At 62.3% G+C, this 16719-nt stretch carries 13 protein-coding genes; 7 read left to right on the top strand and 6 right to left on the bottom strand.

The window, feature by feature from the left end; genetic code table 11:
- Positions 1-14 precede the first annotated feature (14 nt).
- Positions 15-1400: a signal recognition particle protein gene (gene ffh, locus WG899_RS21730; RefSeq protein WP_339597759.1), complete on the bottom strand. Its 1386-nt coding sequence runs from the start codon at positions 1398-1400 to the stop codon at positions 15-17.
- A gap of 50 nt (positions 1401-1450) precedes the next feature.
- On the opposite strand from ffh, the gene WG899_RS21735 reads away from it, so the two are divergent.
- The 7 genes from WG899_RS21735 to WG899_RS21765 all read left to right on the top strand — a co-directional run bounded on the left by WG899_RS21735 (position 1451) and on the right by WG899_RS21765 (position 12053).
- The gene (locus tag WG899_RS21735) at positions 1451-2326 is read left to right on the top strand and encodes a cytochrome C assembly family protein (RefSeq protein WP_339597760.1); all 876 of its coding nucleotides are present in this window, start codon (positions 1451-1453) and stop codon (positions 2324-2326) included.
- 30 nt (positions 2327-2356) lie between these two features.
- Positions 2357-2647: a PP0621 family protein gene (locus WG899_RS21740; RefSeq protein ID WP_339597761.1), complete on the top strand. Its 291-nt coding sequence runs from the start codon at positions 2357-2359 to the stop codon at positions 2645-2647.
- The gene (locus WG899_RS21745; RefSeq protein WP_339597762.1) at positions 2644-4563 is read left to right on the top strand and encodes a sensor histidine kinase; all 1920 of its coding nucleotides are present in this window, start codon (positions 2644-2646) and stop codon (positions 4561-4563) included. Before WG899_RS21740 ends, WG899_RS21745 begins: the two co-directional genes overlap by 4 nt.
- A 13-nt stretch (positions 4564-4576) precedes the next feature.
- Positions 4577-6241: a sigma-54-dependent transcriptional regulator gene (locus WG899_RS21750; RefSeq protein WP_339597763.1), complete on the top strand. Its 1665-nt coding sequence runs from the start codon at positions 4577-4579 to the stop codon at positions 6239-6241.
- Between the two features lie 515 nt (positions 6242-6756).
- Positions 6757-9669: a ribonucleoside-diphosphate reductase subunit alpha gene (locus tag WG899_RS21755; RefSeq protein ID WP_339597764.1), complete on the top strand. Its 2913-nt coding sequence runs from the start codon at positions 6757-6759 to the stop codon at positions 9667-9669.
- Between the two features lie 225 nt (positions 9670-9894).
- Positions 9895-11100: a ribonucleotide-diphosphate reductase subunit beta gene (locus WG899_RS21760; protein ID WP_339597765.1), complete on the top strand. Its 1206-nt coding sequence runs from the start codon at positions 9895-9897 to the stop codon at positions 11098-11100.
- Positions 11101-11411: 311 nt separating this feature from the next.
- Positions 11412-12053, top strand: a complete 642-nt coding sequence (locus tag WG899_RS21765; RefSeq protein ID WP_339597766.1) for a histone — start codon at positions 11412-11414, stop codon at positions 12051-12053.
- Between the two features lie 100 nt (positions 12054-12153).
- Here WG899_RS21765 and WG899_RS21770 read toward each other — a convergent pair whose 3' ends face one another.
- From WG899_RS21770 to aroQ, 5 genes are all read right to left on the bottom strand, one after another.
- Positions 12154-13332, bottom strand: a complete 1179-nt coding sequence (locus WG899_RS21770; RefSeq protein WP_339597767.1) for a zinc-ribbon and DUF3426 domain-containing protein — start codon at positions 13330-13332, stop codon at positions 12154-12156.
- Positions 13333-13416: 84 nt separating this feature from the next.
- Positions 13417-14310, bottom strand: a complete 894-nt coding sequence (gene prmA / locus WG899_RS21775; protein WP_339597785.1) for a 50S ribosomal protein L11 methyltransferase — start codon at positions 14308-14310, stop codon at positions 13417-13419.
- A 29-nt stretch (positions 14311-14339) separates the two neighbouring features.
- A complete protein-coding gene (gene accC / locus WG899_RS21780) occupies positions 14340-15689 on the bottom strand; it encodes an acetyl-CoA carboxylase biotin carboxylase subunit (RefSeq protein WP_339597768.1) in 1350 nt (449 codons plus the stop codon).
- A gap of 9 nt (positions 15690-15698) precedes the next feature.
- Complete coding sequence (gene accB, locus WG899_RS21785) at positions 15699-16157, bottom strand: acetyl-CoA carboxylase biotin carboxyl carrier protein (protein ID WP_339597769.1); 459 nt, start codon at positions 16155-16157, stop codon at positions 15699-15701.
- Positions 16158-16235: 78 nt separating this feature from the next.
- Positions 16236-16679, bottom strand: a complete 444-nt coding sequence (aroQ, locus tag WG899_RS21790) for a type II 3-dehydroquinate dehydratase (protein WP_444718888.1) — start codon at positions 16677-16679, stop codon at positions 16236-16238.
- Positions 16680-16719 lie beyond the last annotated feature (40 nt).

The following is a 16719-nucleotide window of genomic DNA, read 5'->3' on the forward strand; positions in this document are numbered from 1 at the left end:
CGAGCCTCGGCGCTTCACATGCCCGGCATCATGCCTTTCATGCCCTTCATGCCGCCGAGCTTTTTCATCATCTTCATCATGCCGCCGCCGCTCATCTTCTTCATCATGCTTTGCATCTGGTCGAACTGAGTCAGCAGGCGGTTGACGTCTTGGATTTGCACGCCGGCGCCTGTGGCGATGCGGCGTTTGCGACTGGCCTTGCTCTTGCCGTCCATCAGCAGATTGGGCTGGCGGCGCTCCTTGGCCGTCATTGCGTTCAAGATGCCTTCCATGCGCTTCATATCGCGCTCGGCCCGGTCCATGTCTTGCGGGCCGGCCTTGGCGGTCATCTGCGTGGGCAGCTTATCCATCAGGCCGGAGAGCCCGCCCATCTTCTTCATCTGCGAAATCTGTGCGAGGAAGTCATTCAGATCGAAGCCGCTGCCGGTTTTGAGTTTCTCGGCCAGCTTTTGGGCTGCCGCGACGTCCACGCCCTTGGTGACTTCTTCCACCAGGGCGACGATGTCACCCATGCCCAGCACGCGGCCGGCGTGACGCTCGGCGTCAAAGACCTCCAGGCCGTCGATCTTTTCTGACACGCCGGCGAACTTGATCGGCGCGCCGGTGATTTGACGCACCGACAGGGCCGCACCGCCGCGCGAATCGCCGTCCAACTTGGTCAGCACCACGCCGGTCAGCGGCAGGGCTTCCTTGAAGGCCTTGGCGGTGTTGATCGCGTCCTGGCCCTGCATGGCGTCCACCACGAACAGGGTTTCGACCGGGTTCAAGATGCCATGCAGTTCGCGAATCTCGGCCATCAAGGCTTCGTCGATGGCCAAGCGGCCGGCCGTGTCGACCAGCAGCACATCGAAGTAATGCTTTTTGGCGTAATCGATGGCGGCCAGTGCGATGTCGCGTGGCTTCTGGTTCGGCTCCGACGGGAACCATTCGCCGCCGGCTTGGCCAGTTACGGTTTTCAACTGCTCAATCGCGGCCGGGCGGTAGACGTCGGCCGAGACCGTCAGCACCTTTTTCTTGCGCTTCTCGATCAGGTGCTTGGTCAGCTTGCCGGTGGTGGTGGTTTTACCGGCACCTTGCAGGCCGGCCATCAAGATCACGGCGGGCGGCTGCGCGGCCAGATTGATGTCCGACACGCCTTCGCCCATGGTGGCGGCGAGTTCTTTTTGAACAATCGACACCAGCACCTGGCCGGGGTTGAGCGAGCCGACCACCTCGGTGCCCAGGGCCTTGTCTTTGACGCGAGCGATGAAGTCGCGCACCACGGGCAGGGCCACGTCGGCCTCCAGCAGTGCCATGCGCACCTCGCGCAGCATCTCCTGCACATTGCTTTCGGTGATGCGGGCTTGGCCGCGCATCGTTTTCACGAGGCGACTCAGGCGGTCGGTCAGATTGGAAGCCATCGGGGGAGGGGCGCCGGCTTTGAAGCGGCGCGCAAAAGTACACTGTGAAGATGATTTTATCGTTCGTCACCGCAGAGACCGCCCAAACGCTGCTGGGCGCCTTCAGTCTGTTGGCCATCGTCAGCTACGCAGGGGCCGCTTTGCGTGCCGAAGCGGCTCCGGCAGAGCCTAAGGATGGCCAGCCTCGCCGCTTCGCCGGCGGCGTGTTGACCATCGCCTTTGCCGCACATTTGTTGGCCTTGTTGGTGGATATCTCAGGGCTGGGCTTGGCGCAAGCGGGCGCGCGTTTCGGCTTTGCGCCGGCCTTGTCGATGACAACTTGGTTGATCCTGGCCGTCTATCTGGTCGAAAGCCGTCTCCTGCCTTTGCCGGCGGCGCGCCGTGCCCTGTCAGCCTTGGCGGCGCTGGCCGTCGCTGTGGCCTGGGCCTTCCCGGGTGAAAGCCGGCCACTGGCTGCGTCTCCCTGGGCGCCTCTGCATTGGGTGTTGGGTCTGGCCTCGTATGGTCTATTTGGCGTGGCGGTACTGCATGCGGCCATGTTGAGCCGGGCCGAGCGTTTGTTGCGTTCGCGCAGCGGGCACAGTGGCTTGGGCGGTGTGGGTGGACTCGGTAGCCTGGGTGTCACCGGCATGCCTTTGCTGCGTCTGGAGCGTCTGACCTTTCAATTTGTCGGCGCGGGTGTGGCCGTCTTGTCGCTGGCCCTGCTGATGGGGTGGTGGTTCACGCCGCAGTGGCGCTGGGATCACAAAAACCTCTTGGCGGTGCTGGGCTGGCTGGTGTTGTCGGGCTTGCTGACCGGCCGACGGGTGTTTGGTTGGCGCGGCCAAAGGGCTACGCGTTGGTTGTACTTTGGCGCCTTGCTGCTGCTGCTGTCTTATGCCGGCTCGCGCTTTGTGTTGGAAGTTGTGTTGCAGCGGCCGCTTTGAAATTGAACCTGACCCCAATTTAGGGAATTCATGAAGTATTTGTTGCTGATTCTGCTGCTGGCCCTGCTGTTTTTTATGTTGGGGGTCAAACGCGCCCGGCCGCCGGCGCCCAAGGGGGAATCGGCGCGCCGGCCGGAGCAGGCCGAGGCGCAGCCGCAAAGCATGGTCAGTTGTGCGCAATGCGGCTTGCATCTGCCGCGTGACGAGGCCTTGCCCGGGCAGGGGGGCGTCTTTTGCGGTTCGGCTCACCGGGCGGCTTTTGAGCAGGTGCAACAGGCCAAACACGCCCAACAGGGCGCGGAGCATGGCCACAAGCCATGAGTGAACCGGCCAAGCCCTGGTTTGCCGGCGCCGCCGACCCCGGAGCTGATGCGGCCGGGCAGCCGAGTGCGGATGCCGGGCCGTCGACGCTGAGCGGCGAGTTGAATGACGAGATTGGGGAGGCCTCGGCCGAGGCCGCTGCTGCCGCCGAGGCAGCGGGAACGCAGGACTCCCAGTTTTTCTTCCGCCATGCCCCGCGGCGCTTGGTCGATGCGGGCGGCAATGCCTTTGCTCGGCTGCATCGCTCCTTTCTGGCGGCGCGGGCCGCGTTGGGCGTTGCCTTGGTAGCGACGCAACTGATTGCGGCTTGGCTGGGGACCTCGGCGCCGCTCGCGCCGATTTTGTTGTGCCTGGCCTATGCGGCGCATGCGCTGGCGCTGTGGTTGTTGCCCCGCCTGCAGCGCGGCGTATCGGCACAGACCTTGTCGCGCATCTCCAGTCCGCAGTGGTGGGGCAGCATCGGCGTGGACTTGACCGTGTTCGGGCTCTTGCATGCGCTCGATCGCGAAGCCGGCGTCAATTACGGCGCCTTGTTTGTGATGCCGGTGCTGATGGCCGGTGTGCTGACGCCGCGCTTGGTGGCGGTGGCGACCGCGGCGATGGCCGCCTTGCTGATGTTGGGCGTGGCCGCCTGGGCTTTGCTGGAGGGGCGTAACGTCGGTTTGCAGTTGACACAGGCCGGTCTGGTGGGCAGCGGCTTTTTTGTCATCAGCCTTTTGGCCAGTGAACTGGCCGGCCGTTTGGCGCGTGAAGAAAAGGCCGCGCGCGGCAGCATGGAGTTTGCGCGCCAACAGGCGCAGCTGAACCGTTTGGTGATCGACGAGATGCAAGAGGGCGTGCTGGTGGTGGACCGACGCGGCCATGTGCGCGCGGCCAATCCGGCGGCGCGCGGGCTCTTGACCGATCAGCAACTGGTGCGCACGGCGCCTTTCCAGTTGCGTGGTGTGGCGGCTTGGCGGCCGCTGGTGCAGGCGGTGGAGCGCGGCTTCGCCAGCGCGGCCTGGCCGGAGAGCGGGCAAGACCTGGCCCTGCAGTTCGACAGTGGCTTGCAACGCAGCTTGCGCGTGCGCATGCGATTCACGCGCAAGCACGAGTCGCAGGCCGGTGAGGACTTGTGTGTGCTGTTCATCGAAGACAGCCTGCTGCTGTTGGCGCGCAATCGGCAAGAAAAGCTGGCCGCGATGGGGCGCGTGTCGGCCGGCATTGCGCACGAGATCCGCAACCCGCTGGCGGCGATTGATCAGGCCAATGCGCTGCTGTCGGAAGACGTCGTGGAGCCGCGGGCGCAGCAGTTGACGCGCATGGTGGCCTCGAATGTGCAGCGGCTCAAACGCATTGTTGATGATGTATTGGAGGTTGCGCCCGGTGTAGTCACGCCGCCGGTGCCGGTGGACGCGAGCCAGTTGGTCAGCGAGGTCTGCCTCGATTGGGCTCGCACCAATCAGTTGGCGCCGGGACCTTCCGATCCGCTCAGTTGCACCTTGCCGATGCAGCCCTTGCAAGTCAGCTTCGACCCTGAACACCTGCGCCGTGTGCTGGTCAATCTGCTGGACAACGCGCTGCGTCATGCGGAGCCGGGCCCTGCATCGGTGCAGGTGTTGCTGGAGACCGAGCAGGAAACAAGCGGCGGCGCCGATCAACCCTGGGTGCGCCTGAGTGTCTTCAATGCCGGGCCGGAAATTCCGCCGGAAGTTGAGCGGCATTTGTTCGAGCCCTTCTTCTCGACCCGTAGCCGGGGCTCGGGCCTGGGGCTCTATATTTGCCGCGAACTGTGCACGCGCTATGGCGCCGAAATCAGCTATCGGCGCAGCCCCAATCCGGCCCGGCCCGGCAATGAATTCAGCCTGAGCTTGCGCCCGGTGGCGAGCGCCGAAGTCCTCGCCGCACCCCATACGCAGCCCTGCAACCCGCAATGATGAGCCTCACACCATGAGCAACCCTTCCCAAGCTGGCATGGCCTTCAGTTTGCTGGTCGTCGATGACGAGCCCGATTTGCGTACCTTGTACGAGCTGACCCTGCTGCGCGAAGGCTATGAACTCGACACCGCAGGCACGGTGGCCGATGCCTTGGGTCGATTGCAGCGACGCAGCTACAGCGCCGTGATCACCGATATGCGCTTGCCCGACGGCAGCGGTCTGGATTTGCTGCGCTGGTTGGAGGAGCAGGGCCGTCAGGAAAAAACCTTGGTCATCACCGCCTATGGCTCCGCCGAGAACGCGGTGGAGGCCTTGAAGGCCGGTGCCTATGACTATCTGACCAAACCGGTTGACCTGCGGCAGTTCCGTCAGGTGGTGGCCTCGGCCTTGGGGCGCCAGCCGCAGACGGTGCCCTCGGTGGTGCCGGCGCAGTTGCCGGCGCAGGCGTCGGAACAGCAACCGGTGGAGGGGCCGGCCGGCAAGCCGGGCGAGCGCCCAACAGCGCGGGTGGATCTGAGCAAGCCCGCGCCCGGTGCTCCGCGTGGTGAGCCCACGGCGACGCGGGCGGTGGGAGTGGCGCCGCCGGCAGCGCCCGTGACTGCCCTGGCACGGCTGGCCGGCAAGTCGGCGGCGATACAGGAATTGCGTGCGCTGATCGAGAAGGTCTCGCGCAGCATGGCGCCCGTGTTGTTGCAGGGCGAATCCGGCACCGGCAAGGAGTTGGTGGCGCGTGCCATTCACGACAGCGGCGTGCGCGCCAAGCAGCGCTTTGTGGCCGTCAACTGCGGTGCGATTCCTGAGCAGCTGCTGGAGGCGGAATTCTTTGGCTATCGCAAAGGTGCGTTTACCGGCGCCAACGAAGACCGCGAGGGTTTCTTCCAGGCCGCCGATGGCGGCACCTTGTTCTTGGATGAGATTGGCGACCTGCCATTGGCGATGCAAAGCAAATTGCTGCGCTCGATCCAGGAGCGGTCGGTGCGTCCGGTGGGCGCCGTGGTGGAGGCGGCGGTCAATGTGCGTATTCTCAGCGCCACGCACAAGGACCTCGGGGCCGAGGTGACGGCAGGGCGCTTTCGGCAGGACTTGTATTACCGCCTGAACGTGATCCAGCTGCGGGTACCGCCCCTGCGCGAGCGCATCGAAGATGTGGCGCTGATCAGCGAGCGGGTGCTGGAGCGCATTGCCGCCGATGCTGGTGTGTCGCCGGTGCCGCGCTTGACCGCGCCCGCCCTGGCGCAGCTGACCCGCTATGCCTTTCCTGGCAATGTGCGGGAGCTCGAAAACCTGTTGCACCGCGCGCTGGCCTTGTCTGGTGGCGAGGTGATTGACGCGGCGGACTTAGGGCTGCCGGAGTCGATGTTGGATGACGCGCAACTCGGCAGCCTAGACGCCTCGGATGAATTGGCGGACGCCGCGGCATCGGCGGTGTCCGCCGGTGGCGCGTTCGGCGCCCCTGCGACGAAGCCAAGTGGTCTCGATTTGCAGGCCGAGTTGCCGAGCGATCTGGCTGCTTATTTGGATGAGGTCGAGCGCGACATTTTGTTGCGAGCATTGACCCGGCACCGTTTCAACCGAACCGCGGCCGGGGCCAGCTTGGGGCTGTCTTTGCGCCAGATCCGTTACCGGATGGCTCGGCTGGGTGTCGTGGCCGCGGAATCTGGTGCGACCGAGTCTTGAGGCCTGGCGCGTGCGACCCGGCGATGGCGAATTGACTCAACTCAATTGAGCCTAGGTTTGGTGCGGCCTAGCGGGCGATTTGGCTCGCCACGCCAAGCCTGGTGCGGGCTCGCCATTGGAGCCCCCGATGGCGACAGGCCTTGGCCGCGCCTCATGCCGAAATTTCGCTGTTTTTAGCGCGCTAAAAAGGCCCCCGCTAGCTTGAATATCTGCCGCCGTCAACGGGATAGATACGCTATCTGTAGTGCTTGAGGCTCATGGTGACCCCAGATATAGTGGGCTTCATGGTATCCTTCGTCTCTGTTGAAAGTGCTGCTTCTGCCCGCCCGAACCCAGGTTCGGCGTTGCGCCGGAATCAGCCTCGGAGCCACCCGATGTGGCTCCGCCGCAGCCCCCCAAAAAAACCGAATGATTGTTGAGCCGATGTTGAGTCGCGCGTGTCTGGATCCATGTCCGGGCCAGGCGACTTGACGATCGAAACCGATTTCACCGAGCCCCAACGAGGAAAAATTTCTATGCAGACCCCTGTCGCCACAGCCGCACAAACCGGCCATGTCGGAGCCGAAGGCGCGAGCCAGCATGCCGCTGCTCACACCGGTTCAGCCCTGCAAACGGCTTTTCAGGCGTATCACATCCTGCGTCGCAATGGCGCTGTGGTGTCGTTTGAGCCGAGCAAGATCGCGGTCGCCTTGATGAAGGCCTTTTTGGCCGTGCATGGCACGACCGGTGCGGCGTCGGCCAGCGTTCGTGAAACGGTCGACGGCTTGACCGAGGCCGTGGTGCGTGCCTTGGTGCGTTCGCGTCCCAGCGGCGGTACTTTCCACATCGAAGACGTGCAAGACCAGGTGGAGTTGGGCTTGATGCGCGGTGGCCATCACGAAGTGGCGCGCGCTTATGTGCTGTACCGCGAGCGCCGTTTCCAAGAGCGTCAGCGCCAAGGCTTGATCGAGACCCCGGTGGCCGAGCAAGCTTTGACCGTGATCGACAACGGCCAGCGCGTGCCCCTGGATCTGGCGCATCTGCAAAGCCTGATCGTGTCGGCATGTGCCAATCTTGGCGCCGATGTGAAGCCGGAGCCGGTGCTGGCCGAGACCAAGCGCAATCTGTATGACGGCGTGGCGATCGACGAGGTCTACAAGGCCTCCATCTTGGCCGCTCGTACCTTGATCGAGAAGGATCCCGGCTACAGCCGCGCCACCGCACGTCTGCTGCTGCACACCATCCGTCGTGAAGTGGTGGGCGGCGAGATCACCCAAGAGCAGATGCAAGAGCGCTATGCCGAGTACTTCCCCAAGTACATCAAGAAGGGTGTCGCCGCCGAGTTGCTGGATGAGAAGCTGGCTCAGTACGACCTGGCCCGCCTGGGTGCGGCGCTGAAGGCCGAGCGCGATCTGCAGTTCGACTACCTGGGTCTGCAAACCCTGTATGACCGCTACTTCCAGCACATCGATGACAAGCGCATCGAAATGCCGCAAGCCTTCTTCATGCGCGTGGCCATGGGCTTGGCACTGAACGAAATTGACCGCGAAGCCCGCGCCATCGAGTTCTACGAAGTGCTGTCCAGCTTCGACTTCATGTCGAGCACCCCGACGCTGTTCAACTCCGGCACCCGTCGCTCGCAGCTGTCCAGCTGCTACCTGACCACCGTGGCCGACGATCTGGACGGCATCTACGAAGCGCTGAAAGAGAACGCGCTGCTGAGCAAGTTTGCCGGCGGCCTGGGCAATGACTGGACCCCCGTGCGCGCTCTGGGCTCGCACATCAAGGGCACCAACGGCAAGTCGCAAGGCGTTGTGCCTTTCCTGAAGGTCGTCAACGACACCGCGGTGGCGGTGAACCAGGGCGGCAAGCGCAAGGGCGCGGTTTGTGTCTACTTGGAAAGCTGGCACTTGGACATCGAAGAGTTCTTGGAACTGCGCAAGAACACCGGCGACGACCGTCGCCGCACCCACGACATGAACACCGCGAACTGGATCCCCGATCTGTTCATGCGCCGTGTCATCGAGGGTGGCGACTGGACCCTGTTCAGCCCTTCGACCTGCCCGGATCTGCACGACCTGTTCGGCAAGGCCTTCGAGACCGCTTATGTGGCCTACGAAGCCAAGGCCGACCGCGGCGAGATCAAGCTCTTCAAGCGTCTGCCGGCCAAGGATCTGTGGCGCCGCATGTTGTCCATGCTGTTCGAAACCGGCCACCCCTGGATCACCTTCAAGGACGCCTGCAATGTGCGCTCGCCGCAGCAGCATGTCGGCGTGGTGCACTCCAGCAATCTCTGCACCGAGATCACGCTGAACACCAATGACAGCGAAATCGCGGTCTGCAATCTGGGCTCGGTGAATCTGGTTCAGCATTTGAAGGACGGTGGTGTTGATCATGCCAAGCTGAAGAAGACGATCTCGACGGCCATGCGCATGCTCGACAACGTCATCGATATCAACTACTACGCCGTCAAGAAGGCGCGTGATTCGAATCTGCGCCACCGTCCGGTGGGCCTGGGTTTGATGGGCTTCCAGGACGCGCTGTATGCGCTGCGCACGCCTTACGCGTCGGATGCTGCGGTTGAGTTCGCCGACCGTTCGATGGAAGCGATCTGCTACTACGCCTACCAGGCCTCGACCGAGTTGGCCGAAGAGCGCGGCCGCTATTCGAGCTATCGCGGTTCGCTGTGGGACCGCGGCATCTTGCCGATCGACTCGATCGATCTGCTGGCCGAAGAGCGTGGTGGCTATGTGGAAGTGGACCGCAGCACCAGCCTGGACTGGACTTCGCTGCGCGCCCGCATTCAGCAGTTCGGCATGCGCAACAGCAATTGCGTGGCAATCGCACCGACCGCAACCATCTCCAACATCATCGGCGTGGATGCTTCGATCGAACCTTGCTTCGGCAATCTGTCGGTCAAGTCCAATCTGTCCGGTGAGTTCACCATCATCAATGAATCCTTGGTGCGCGACCTGAAGAAGCTCGGCCTGTGGGACGACGTGATGGTCATGGACCTGAAGCACTTCGACGGTTCGCTGCGTCGCATCGACCGCGTGCCAGATGAGTTGAAGGCTCTGTACGCCACCGCCTTTGAGGTGGAGACGCAATGGTTGGTGGAAGCCGCCGCACGTCGCCAAAAGTGGATCGACCAGGCTCAGTCCTTGAACATCTATATGGCTGGCGCTTCGGGCAAGAAGCTCGATGACACCTACAAGCTCGCTTGGTTGCGTGGTCTGAAGACGACCTACTACCTCCGCACCATGGGTGCGACTCACGCCGAGAAGAGCACGGTCAAGTCGGGGCAGTTGAATGCGGTGTCTTCCGGTGCAGGTGCAGGGATGAGTTCGGCTCCAGCGGCTCCGGTTGCTGCACCGGCAGAGCCCGAGTTGCCCGCCACCGACATGAAGTTCTGCTCGATTGACAACCCTGATTGCGAGGCTTGCCAATAAATTTTGAAACTGAATGCAGAGTCGGAGTGATTCGGCTCTGCATTTTTCATGGCGCTCGAGATCCTCGTGTTCATCGATGTTCTGAGCGTTTGGTATGCATAGCTTGAGAGTTATGTGTTTTGAGCAAGCGATGCGACACAGCAACGCGCGAGAGGGCTTTTTGTCAAGAAGTCCTTGGTGTTTGAACACAACACTCTGATAATTCGACTCGATAGGAAAAGCACCATGTTGGTTTGGGACGAAGACCAGAAACCCGCTGAAAAAGCAGCCGCAAATTTCGCGGCCCCCACCGCATCCGGCTCGGCCGGCCATGCGGCTCCTACCGTCTCTTCGATGCCTGCGCCTGCTGCTGTCAGCGCAACGCTTTCATCACATCCAGCGGCTGCTGCCCTAACGCCGAGCGCCCCCGCAGGCCACCGCGTCAAGGCGGCAGACAAGCGCATCATCAACGGCCAGACTGACGTCAATCAGTTGGTGCCCTTCAAATACAAATGGGCTTGGGAGAAGTACCTCGCCACCTGCGCCAACCACTGGATGCCGCAGGAAGTGAATATGTCGCGCGACATCGCCTTGTGGAAAGACCCGAATGGTCTGTCCGAAGACGAGCGCCGCATCATCAAGCGCAATCTCGGCTTCTTCGTGACGGCTGACTCGCTGGCCGCCAACAACATCGTGCTGGGCACCTACCGCCACATCACGGCGCCCGAGTGCCGTCAGTTCCTGTTGCGCCAGGCCTTTGAAGAGGCGATCCACACGCACGCTTATCAATACATCGTCGAATCCTTGGGGCTGGATGAGTCTGAGATCTTCAATGCCTACAACGAAGTCAAGTCCATCCGCGACAAAGACGAGTTCCTGATCCCCTTCATCAACGCGATCATGGACCCGAGCTTCAACACCGGCACGGTCGAAAACGACCGCACGCTGTTGAAGAGCTTGATCGTGTTTGCCTGCTTGATGGAGGGCTTGTTCTTCTACGTGGGCTTCACACAGATCTTGGCGATGGGGCGCCAGAACAAGATGACCGGTGCGGCTGAGCAGTACCAGTACATCTTGCGTGACGAGTCCATGCACTGCAACTTCGGCATTGACTTGATCAATCAACTGAAGATGGAGAACCCGCATTTATGGACTGCTGACTTCAAGGCCGAGATCAAGGCTTTGTTCATGAAAGCGGTCGAGTTGGAATACGCCTATGCTGAAGACACCATGCCGCGTGGCGTGTTGGGTCTGAACGCATCAATGTTCAAGGGCTATCTGCGTTACATCGCCAACCGGCGCGCGACCCAGATCGGTTTGGAGGAGTTGTTCCCTAACGAGGAAAACCCCTTCCCTTGGATGAGCGAAATGATCGATCTGAAGAAGGAACGTAACTTCTTTGAAACCCGCGTCATCGAGTACCAATCCGGTGGCGCATTGTCCTGGGATTGAGCCCGGACAAGCTTCAAGCCCTGCGGCTTGAAGCTTGCCTGGCTCAGGATTAATCGCCTAAAAGCGATTGAGCTGATTGCGTTGCGGCGAGTGCAGCAGGCAGCAGTCCCAGTTTTTGTAAGGTCAAGACGATAGATGAAATTCGCAAGTGTTCGGATGCAGGCCTTGCTTGCCGGTTCGAGGACTTGCTTCCCGATTCACCGCACCGGGGCGCCAACCTTAAGCGACATCTGGGTGGTGAATAACTGCGCTACAGCGGCTCGTCCGCATGTGGGCAGTGCTCTTTCCACTTGATCAAGGAGAACTGAAACATGGCAACTGCAAAGAAGGCTCCGGCCAAGAAGGCCGCGGCACCCAAGGCCGCCGCTCCCGCAAAGAAGGCTGCTGCGCCTAAGGCTGCTGCACCTGTGAAGAAGGCTGCCGCTCCTGCGAAGAAGGCCGCCGCTCCTGCGAAGAAGGCTGCTGCTCCTGCGAAGAAGGCTGCTGCTCCTGCTAAGAAGGCTGCTGCTCCTGCTAAGAAGGCCGCTGCTCCTGCGAAGAAGGCCGCTGCACCTGCGAAGAAGGCTGCTGCTCCTGCGAAGAAGGCTGCTGCTCCTGCGAAGAAGGCTGCTGCTCCTGCGAAGAAGGCTGCTGCTCCTGCGAAGAAGGCTGCTGCTCCTGCGAAGAAGGCTGCTGCTCCTGCCAAGAAGGCTGCCGCTCCTGCGAAGAAGGCCGCTGCCGTCAAGAAGGACGCGGTGCCAGTCAAGCCACCGGTGAAGACTGCTGCTCCTAAGGCCGCGCCTAAGGCTGCTGCAAAGGCCGCGCCTAAAGCTGCACCGAAGGCAGCCCCTAAGGCTGCTCCTAAGGCCGCTCCTAAGAAGGCTGCAGCCAAGCCTGCCGCCGCTGCGCCTGCAGCCAAGACTGCGCTGAGCCCGCAAGCCGCTTGGCCTTTCCCCACAGGCAACAAGCCCTGAGATTCATCGCCGGTCGGGGTCCGCAAGGGCCTCGTCTTCACGATGACAAAACCCGGCTTCGGCCGGGTTTTTTTATGGGGCAATGAGAGTGCTCGCTGTATCAGGGGTAAAAGATTTCCACGCTGTAGCCGCTGACCTTGAGCGGGCCTGTCGTCAGCAATGCCTGCAAGTTGAGGTCGGAGCCGGGCGGCATGGATGTGCGTTCGCTGTGCAGATCGCTTGGGCGCAGCGTGCGCTTGGCTAGCAGGTTACCTGCGGCATCGGTCATGCTCAACTCGACCCAGGGCGTGGCGACTGCTGCCTTGCCTTTGTTCCTCAGGCCCACCAGCAATTTGTAATGGTTGCCCGAACCGGCCTGATTCAAGGCGCTGGTTTCCACGCTGATCGATTCGATGTGCTGCCAGTCCCTCAGCTCGCAAGCCGCCAGTTGGCAGATGGATGTGAGCAGCGGGCGCAAAACGGGTTGCTGGGCCGCCAAAGCGTCGCGGAAATGCAGGGCGCCCTGCAAGCCCAGTGCGCTGACGAGCAGTAGCGCCGAGGCGAACAAACCGAGCCGAACTGTCGGCCGGTGCCAGCGGGAATTGCCGCGGGCGGGTCGAAGAAATTCGGGTACCGACGCGGCTGTCGTGGCTTCTGCTGCGGCGCTGCTTGCAGGTGGGGGCGGGTTCGCCACCTTGTCGGCCGAAGCTGCGCTGCCGGTGCTGGCGCTTTGCAGAGCCGGGCTGAGCATCACATCGGGGCCGTCGCCCATCTCGATGGCGGGCGGTTCAATGCGCGCTGGCTCTTGTCTGCGCACTGCTGCTTTGGGTGCCACAGCATCAGGGCTCGGCTCATCCGCCCATTGCGGCTCTAGACGCGAATCGAAGCGTGAGTCGGCGCTGGTGCGCTGCTCAGGGCTGGGCTCTGTCAATTCGTCGTGCTGGCGCGGCGCATCGTACGAAGGACGCTCCTCGAACTCATCATCGGCGCGCCAGGTACTTGATGTGCTTGGCGAACTGCTTGGTGAGCGATTTTGCGGGTCCGCGTGAGCACCCTCGTTCCAGTCGTCTGCCGCAACCTCTTCTTCGAATGCAGGAGGTGGGGGCGTGTTTGTGGCTGTAGGAGCGGGGTTGGGTGGCCAGGGCGGAGGGGTGTCGCGATCGATGTCGAACAGCTGTTCGCGGGCATCGAAAACCTCGGCGCAGCGGCCGCAGCGAACCCAGCCTTCGGAGACGCGGAGTTGATCTTCCACCACCCGAAAGATGGTGCCGCAAGCGGTACAACGGGTGGCGAGACTCATGCCGCCATCATGCCATGAGTCTCGCAGGGTCTGAGCAACAGCTGCCGCTGGTTTGCGAAGTCACGACCCGCTGCACGGCCTGTTTCAGGCGCGCTGCGCCGTCATCAGGATCCAGCCTTCTTCTTCGTCACTGACCTCTAATTTCAGCCAAGGCGCGTAGGCCTCTTTCAGCTCATCCGCCTGGCGAGCCAGAATGCCGGCCAGAACCAGGTGAGCGCCGGGGGCTAGATGCGCAGCCAAGAGTGGCGCCAGCAACTTCAAAGGCGTGGCCAGAATGTTGGCCAGTACCAATGGGTACTCGCCTTGTGCGGCGTCGGGCATGGCTGCCTTCAAGCTCACTTGATTGGCTTTGGCGTTGTCCTGGCTGGCCGTGATGGCAGCCGGGTCAATGTCCACCGCATCGATGTTCTGGGCGCCATGCAGCGCCGCACCGATGGCCAGAATGCCGGAGCCGCAGCCATAGTCCAGCACGCGCTTCCAAGTGGGGCTCAAAGCGGCGTGCTGGGCAATCCAGCGCAAGCACATGCGGGTGGTCGGATGGGTGCCGGTGCCAAAGGCCAAGCCGGGGTCGAGGCGCATCACCTGCTTGGCTTGCTCGGGCGCTTGGTGCCAGGACGGAACAATCCAGAACTCGGGTGTGATCTCCACCGGTGCAAATTGAGATTGCGTCAAACGCACCCAGTCTTGCTCAGCCACGGCTTGGATGGCTTGCACATGCACATCCTCCGCCCAGTCTTGCGCGAGGATCAGGGTCGCGCACTCGGTCGCCTGCTCTTCGTCCGGGAACAAGGCCTTGACGACCGAGCGCTGCCAGCCCCCTTTGGGGGCAGGCATGCCGGGTTCGCCAAACAAGGCCTGCTCTGCGTCTGTGTCTGCGTCCGCGTCTTCTACCGACACGGCCAGCGCATCCAGCTCCATCAAGGCGTCGCTGACGACCTCAACATCGTCCTCGCCGCAGATCAGCAGCAACTCGTGCAGCGTGGCCGGGTTCGGATCCTGTGCGTCGCTCATCGCTTGTGCTGGCTCATCCAGCCCTCGAGGTAATGGATGTTGGTGCCACCTTCAACAAACTTGGCGTCCACCATCAACTCGCGGTGCAGCGGGATATTGGTCAGGATGCCTTCCACCACGGTTTCCGACAGTGCGATGCGCATGCGGGCCAGGGCCTGCTCGCGCGTATCGCCGTGCACGATGATCTTGCCGATCATCGAGTCGTAGTGCGGCGGCACCACGTAGTTGGTGTAGGCATGCGAGTCCACCCGCACGCCGGGGCCGCCGGGGGCGTGCCACATGGTGATGCGGCCGGGCGATGGCGTGAATTTGAATGGGTCTTCCGCGTTGACGCGGCATTCGATCGCGTGACCGCGCATGACGATATTGCGCTGCGTGAACGGCAGTTTTTCGCCGGCGGCGACGCGGATCTGCATCTGCACAATGTCGATGCCAGTCACCAGTTCGGTCACCGGATGCTCCACCTGCACGCGGGTGTTCATCTCGATGAAGTAGAACTCGCCGTTCTCGTACAGGAACTCGAATGTGCCGGCGCCGCGGTAGTTCATCTTGCGGCAGGCGGCCGCGCAGCGGTCACCGATCTTCTCGATGATGCGGCGCGGAATGCCAGGGGCCGGCGCCTCTTCCAGAATCTTCTGGTGGCGGCGCTGCATCGAGCAGTCACGCTCGCCCAGCCAGACGGCGCTCTTGTGTGTGTCGGCCAGCACCTGGATCTCAATATGGCGAGGGTTCTCGAGGAACTTCTCCATATAGACCTCGGGGTTGCCGAATGCAGCGCCGGCTTCGGTGCGGGTCATCTGCACCGCATTGACCAGGGCGGCTTCGGTGTGCACCACGCGCATGCCGCGGCCACCGCCGCCGCCAGCCGCCTTGATGATGACCGGATAGCCGACCGAGCGGGCAATCTTGATGATCTCTTTCGGGTCTTCGGGCAGGGCGCCTTCGGAGCCAGGCACGCAAGGCACGCCGGCGCGGATCATGGCCTGCTTGGCTGAGACCTTGTCACCCATCATGCGAATGGATTCAGGTGTCGGTCCAATGAAGGTGAAACCGCTGCGCTCAACGCGCTCGGCAAAGTCGGCGTTCTCGCTCAGGAAGCCGTAGCCGGGGTGAATCGCTTCTGCGTCGGTGACCTCGGCGGTGGCGATGATGGCCGGCATGCTGAGGTAGCTCTGCGAAGAGGCTGCAGGGCCGATGCACACCGCCTCATCGGCCAGCTTTACATACTTGGCGTCGCGGTCGGCCTCGGAGTAAACGACGACCGACTTCACGCCCAACTCGCGGCAGGCGCGCTGGATGCGCAGCGCAATCTCTCCGCGGTTGGCAATCAGGATCTTTTTGAACATCGCAACTCCTTATTCGATGACGAACAAGGGCTGACCAAATTCGACCGGCTGGCCGTTTTCGCACAGGATCTTGGTGATCGTGCCGGTCTTGTCGGCTTCGATCTCGTTCATGATCTTCATCGCTTCGATGATGCAGATGGGCTCGCCTTCCTTGATCTGCTGACCGACTTCACCAAACGGCTTGGCGTTCGGGCCGGAGGCGCGGTAGAAAGTGCCAACCATCGGCGACTTGACGATGTGACCGGTCTCGACCGGAGCGGCAGGCGCTGCGGCCACCGGCGCGGCTGCGGCTGCCACCGGGGCTGCGGCCACCGGCGCTGCGACCGGTGCGGCCATCATCATCGGCACGGCCACCGAGCCATCCGACTTGACGATGCGCACCTTGCCATCGGCTTCGGTGATTTCAAGTTCAGAAATATTCGACTCGGACACCAGGTCGATCAGGGTCTTGAGCTTGCGCAGATCCATAGGGTTTCTCCAGCGAGTTTGATTATTGTGTTTTGACTAAACGGCATCGTCCGCCGACGCCCCGGCCAGTTTGAATGTTCAGGCGGGGCTGCGGAGCTTCTCAATCGCGTAGTTCAAGGCCAGTTGATAGCCTTGGGCACCCAGTCCGCAAATCACGCCTTCGGCGAGTGCGGAAAAAAAACTGTGGTGCCGGAACGCTTCGCGCTTGTGAATATTGGACAGATGAACTTCGACAAAGGGCAGGGCCACCGCGGCCAGCGCATCACGCATGGCCACACTGGTGTGGGTGTAAGCCGCCGGGTTGATGATGATGAATCGGCAACCGTCGCGACCCGCCGCTTGAATGCGGTCAACCAAGGCACCTTCATGGTTGCTTTGGAAGGATTTTAGTTCAATCCCGGCATTGGCTGCCTTCTCGGCCAGATCAGCATCGATCTGCGCCAAAGTTTGCGAGCCATAGACCCCAGGCTCGCGGGTGCCGAGCATATTGAGGTTGGGTCCGTGAATAACGAGAATCTGCATCAGCGACGCGGTGTGACCCTGCTTGGCGCAGATTGCGCCG

It is taken from the genome of Paucibacter hankyongi, assembly GCF_037482915.1.
GTDB classification, from domain to species: domain Bacteria; phylum Pseudomonadota; class Gammaproteobacteria; order Burkholderiales; family Burkholderiaceae_C; genus Paucibacter_A; species Paucibacter_A hankyongi.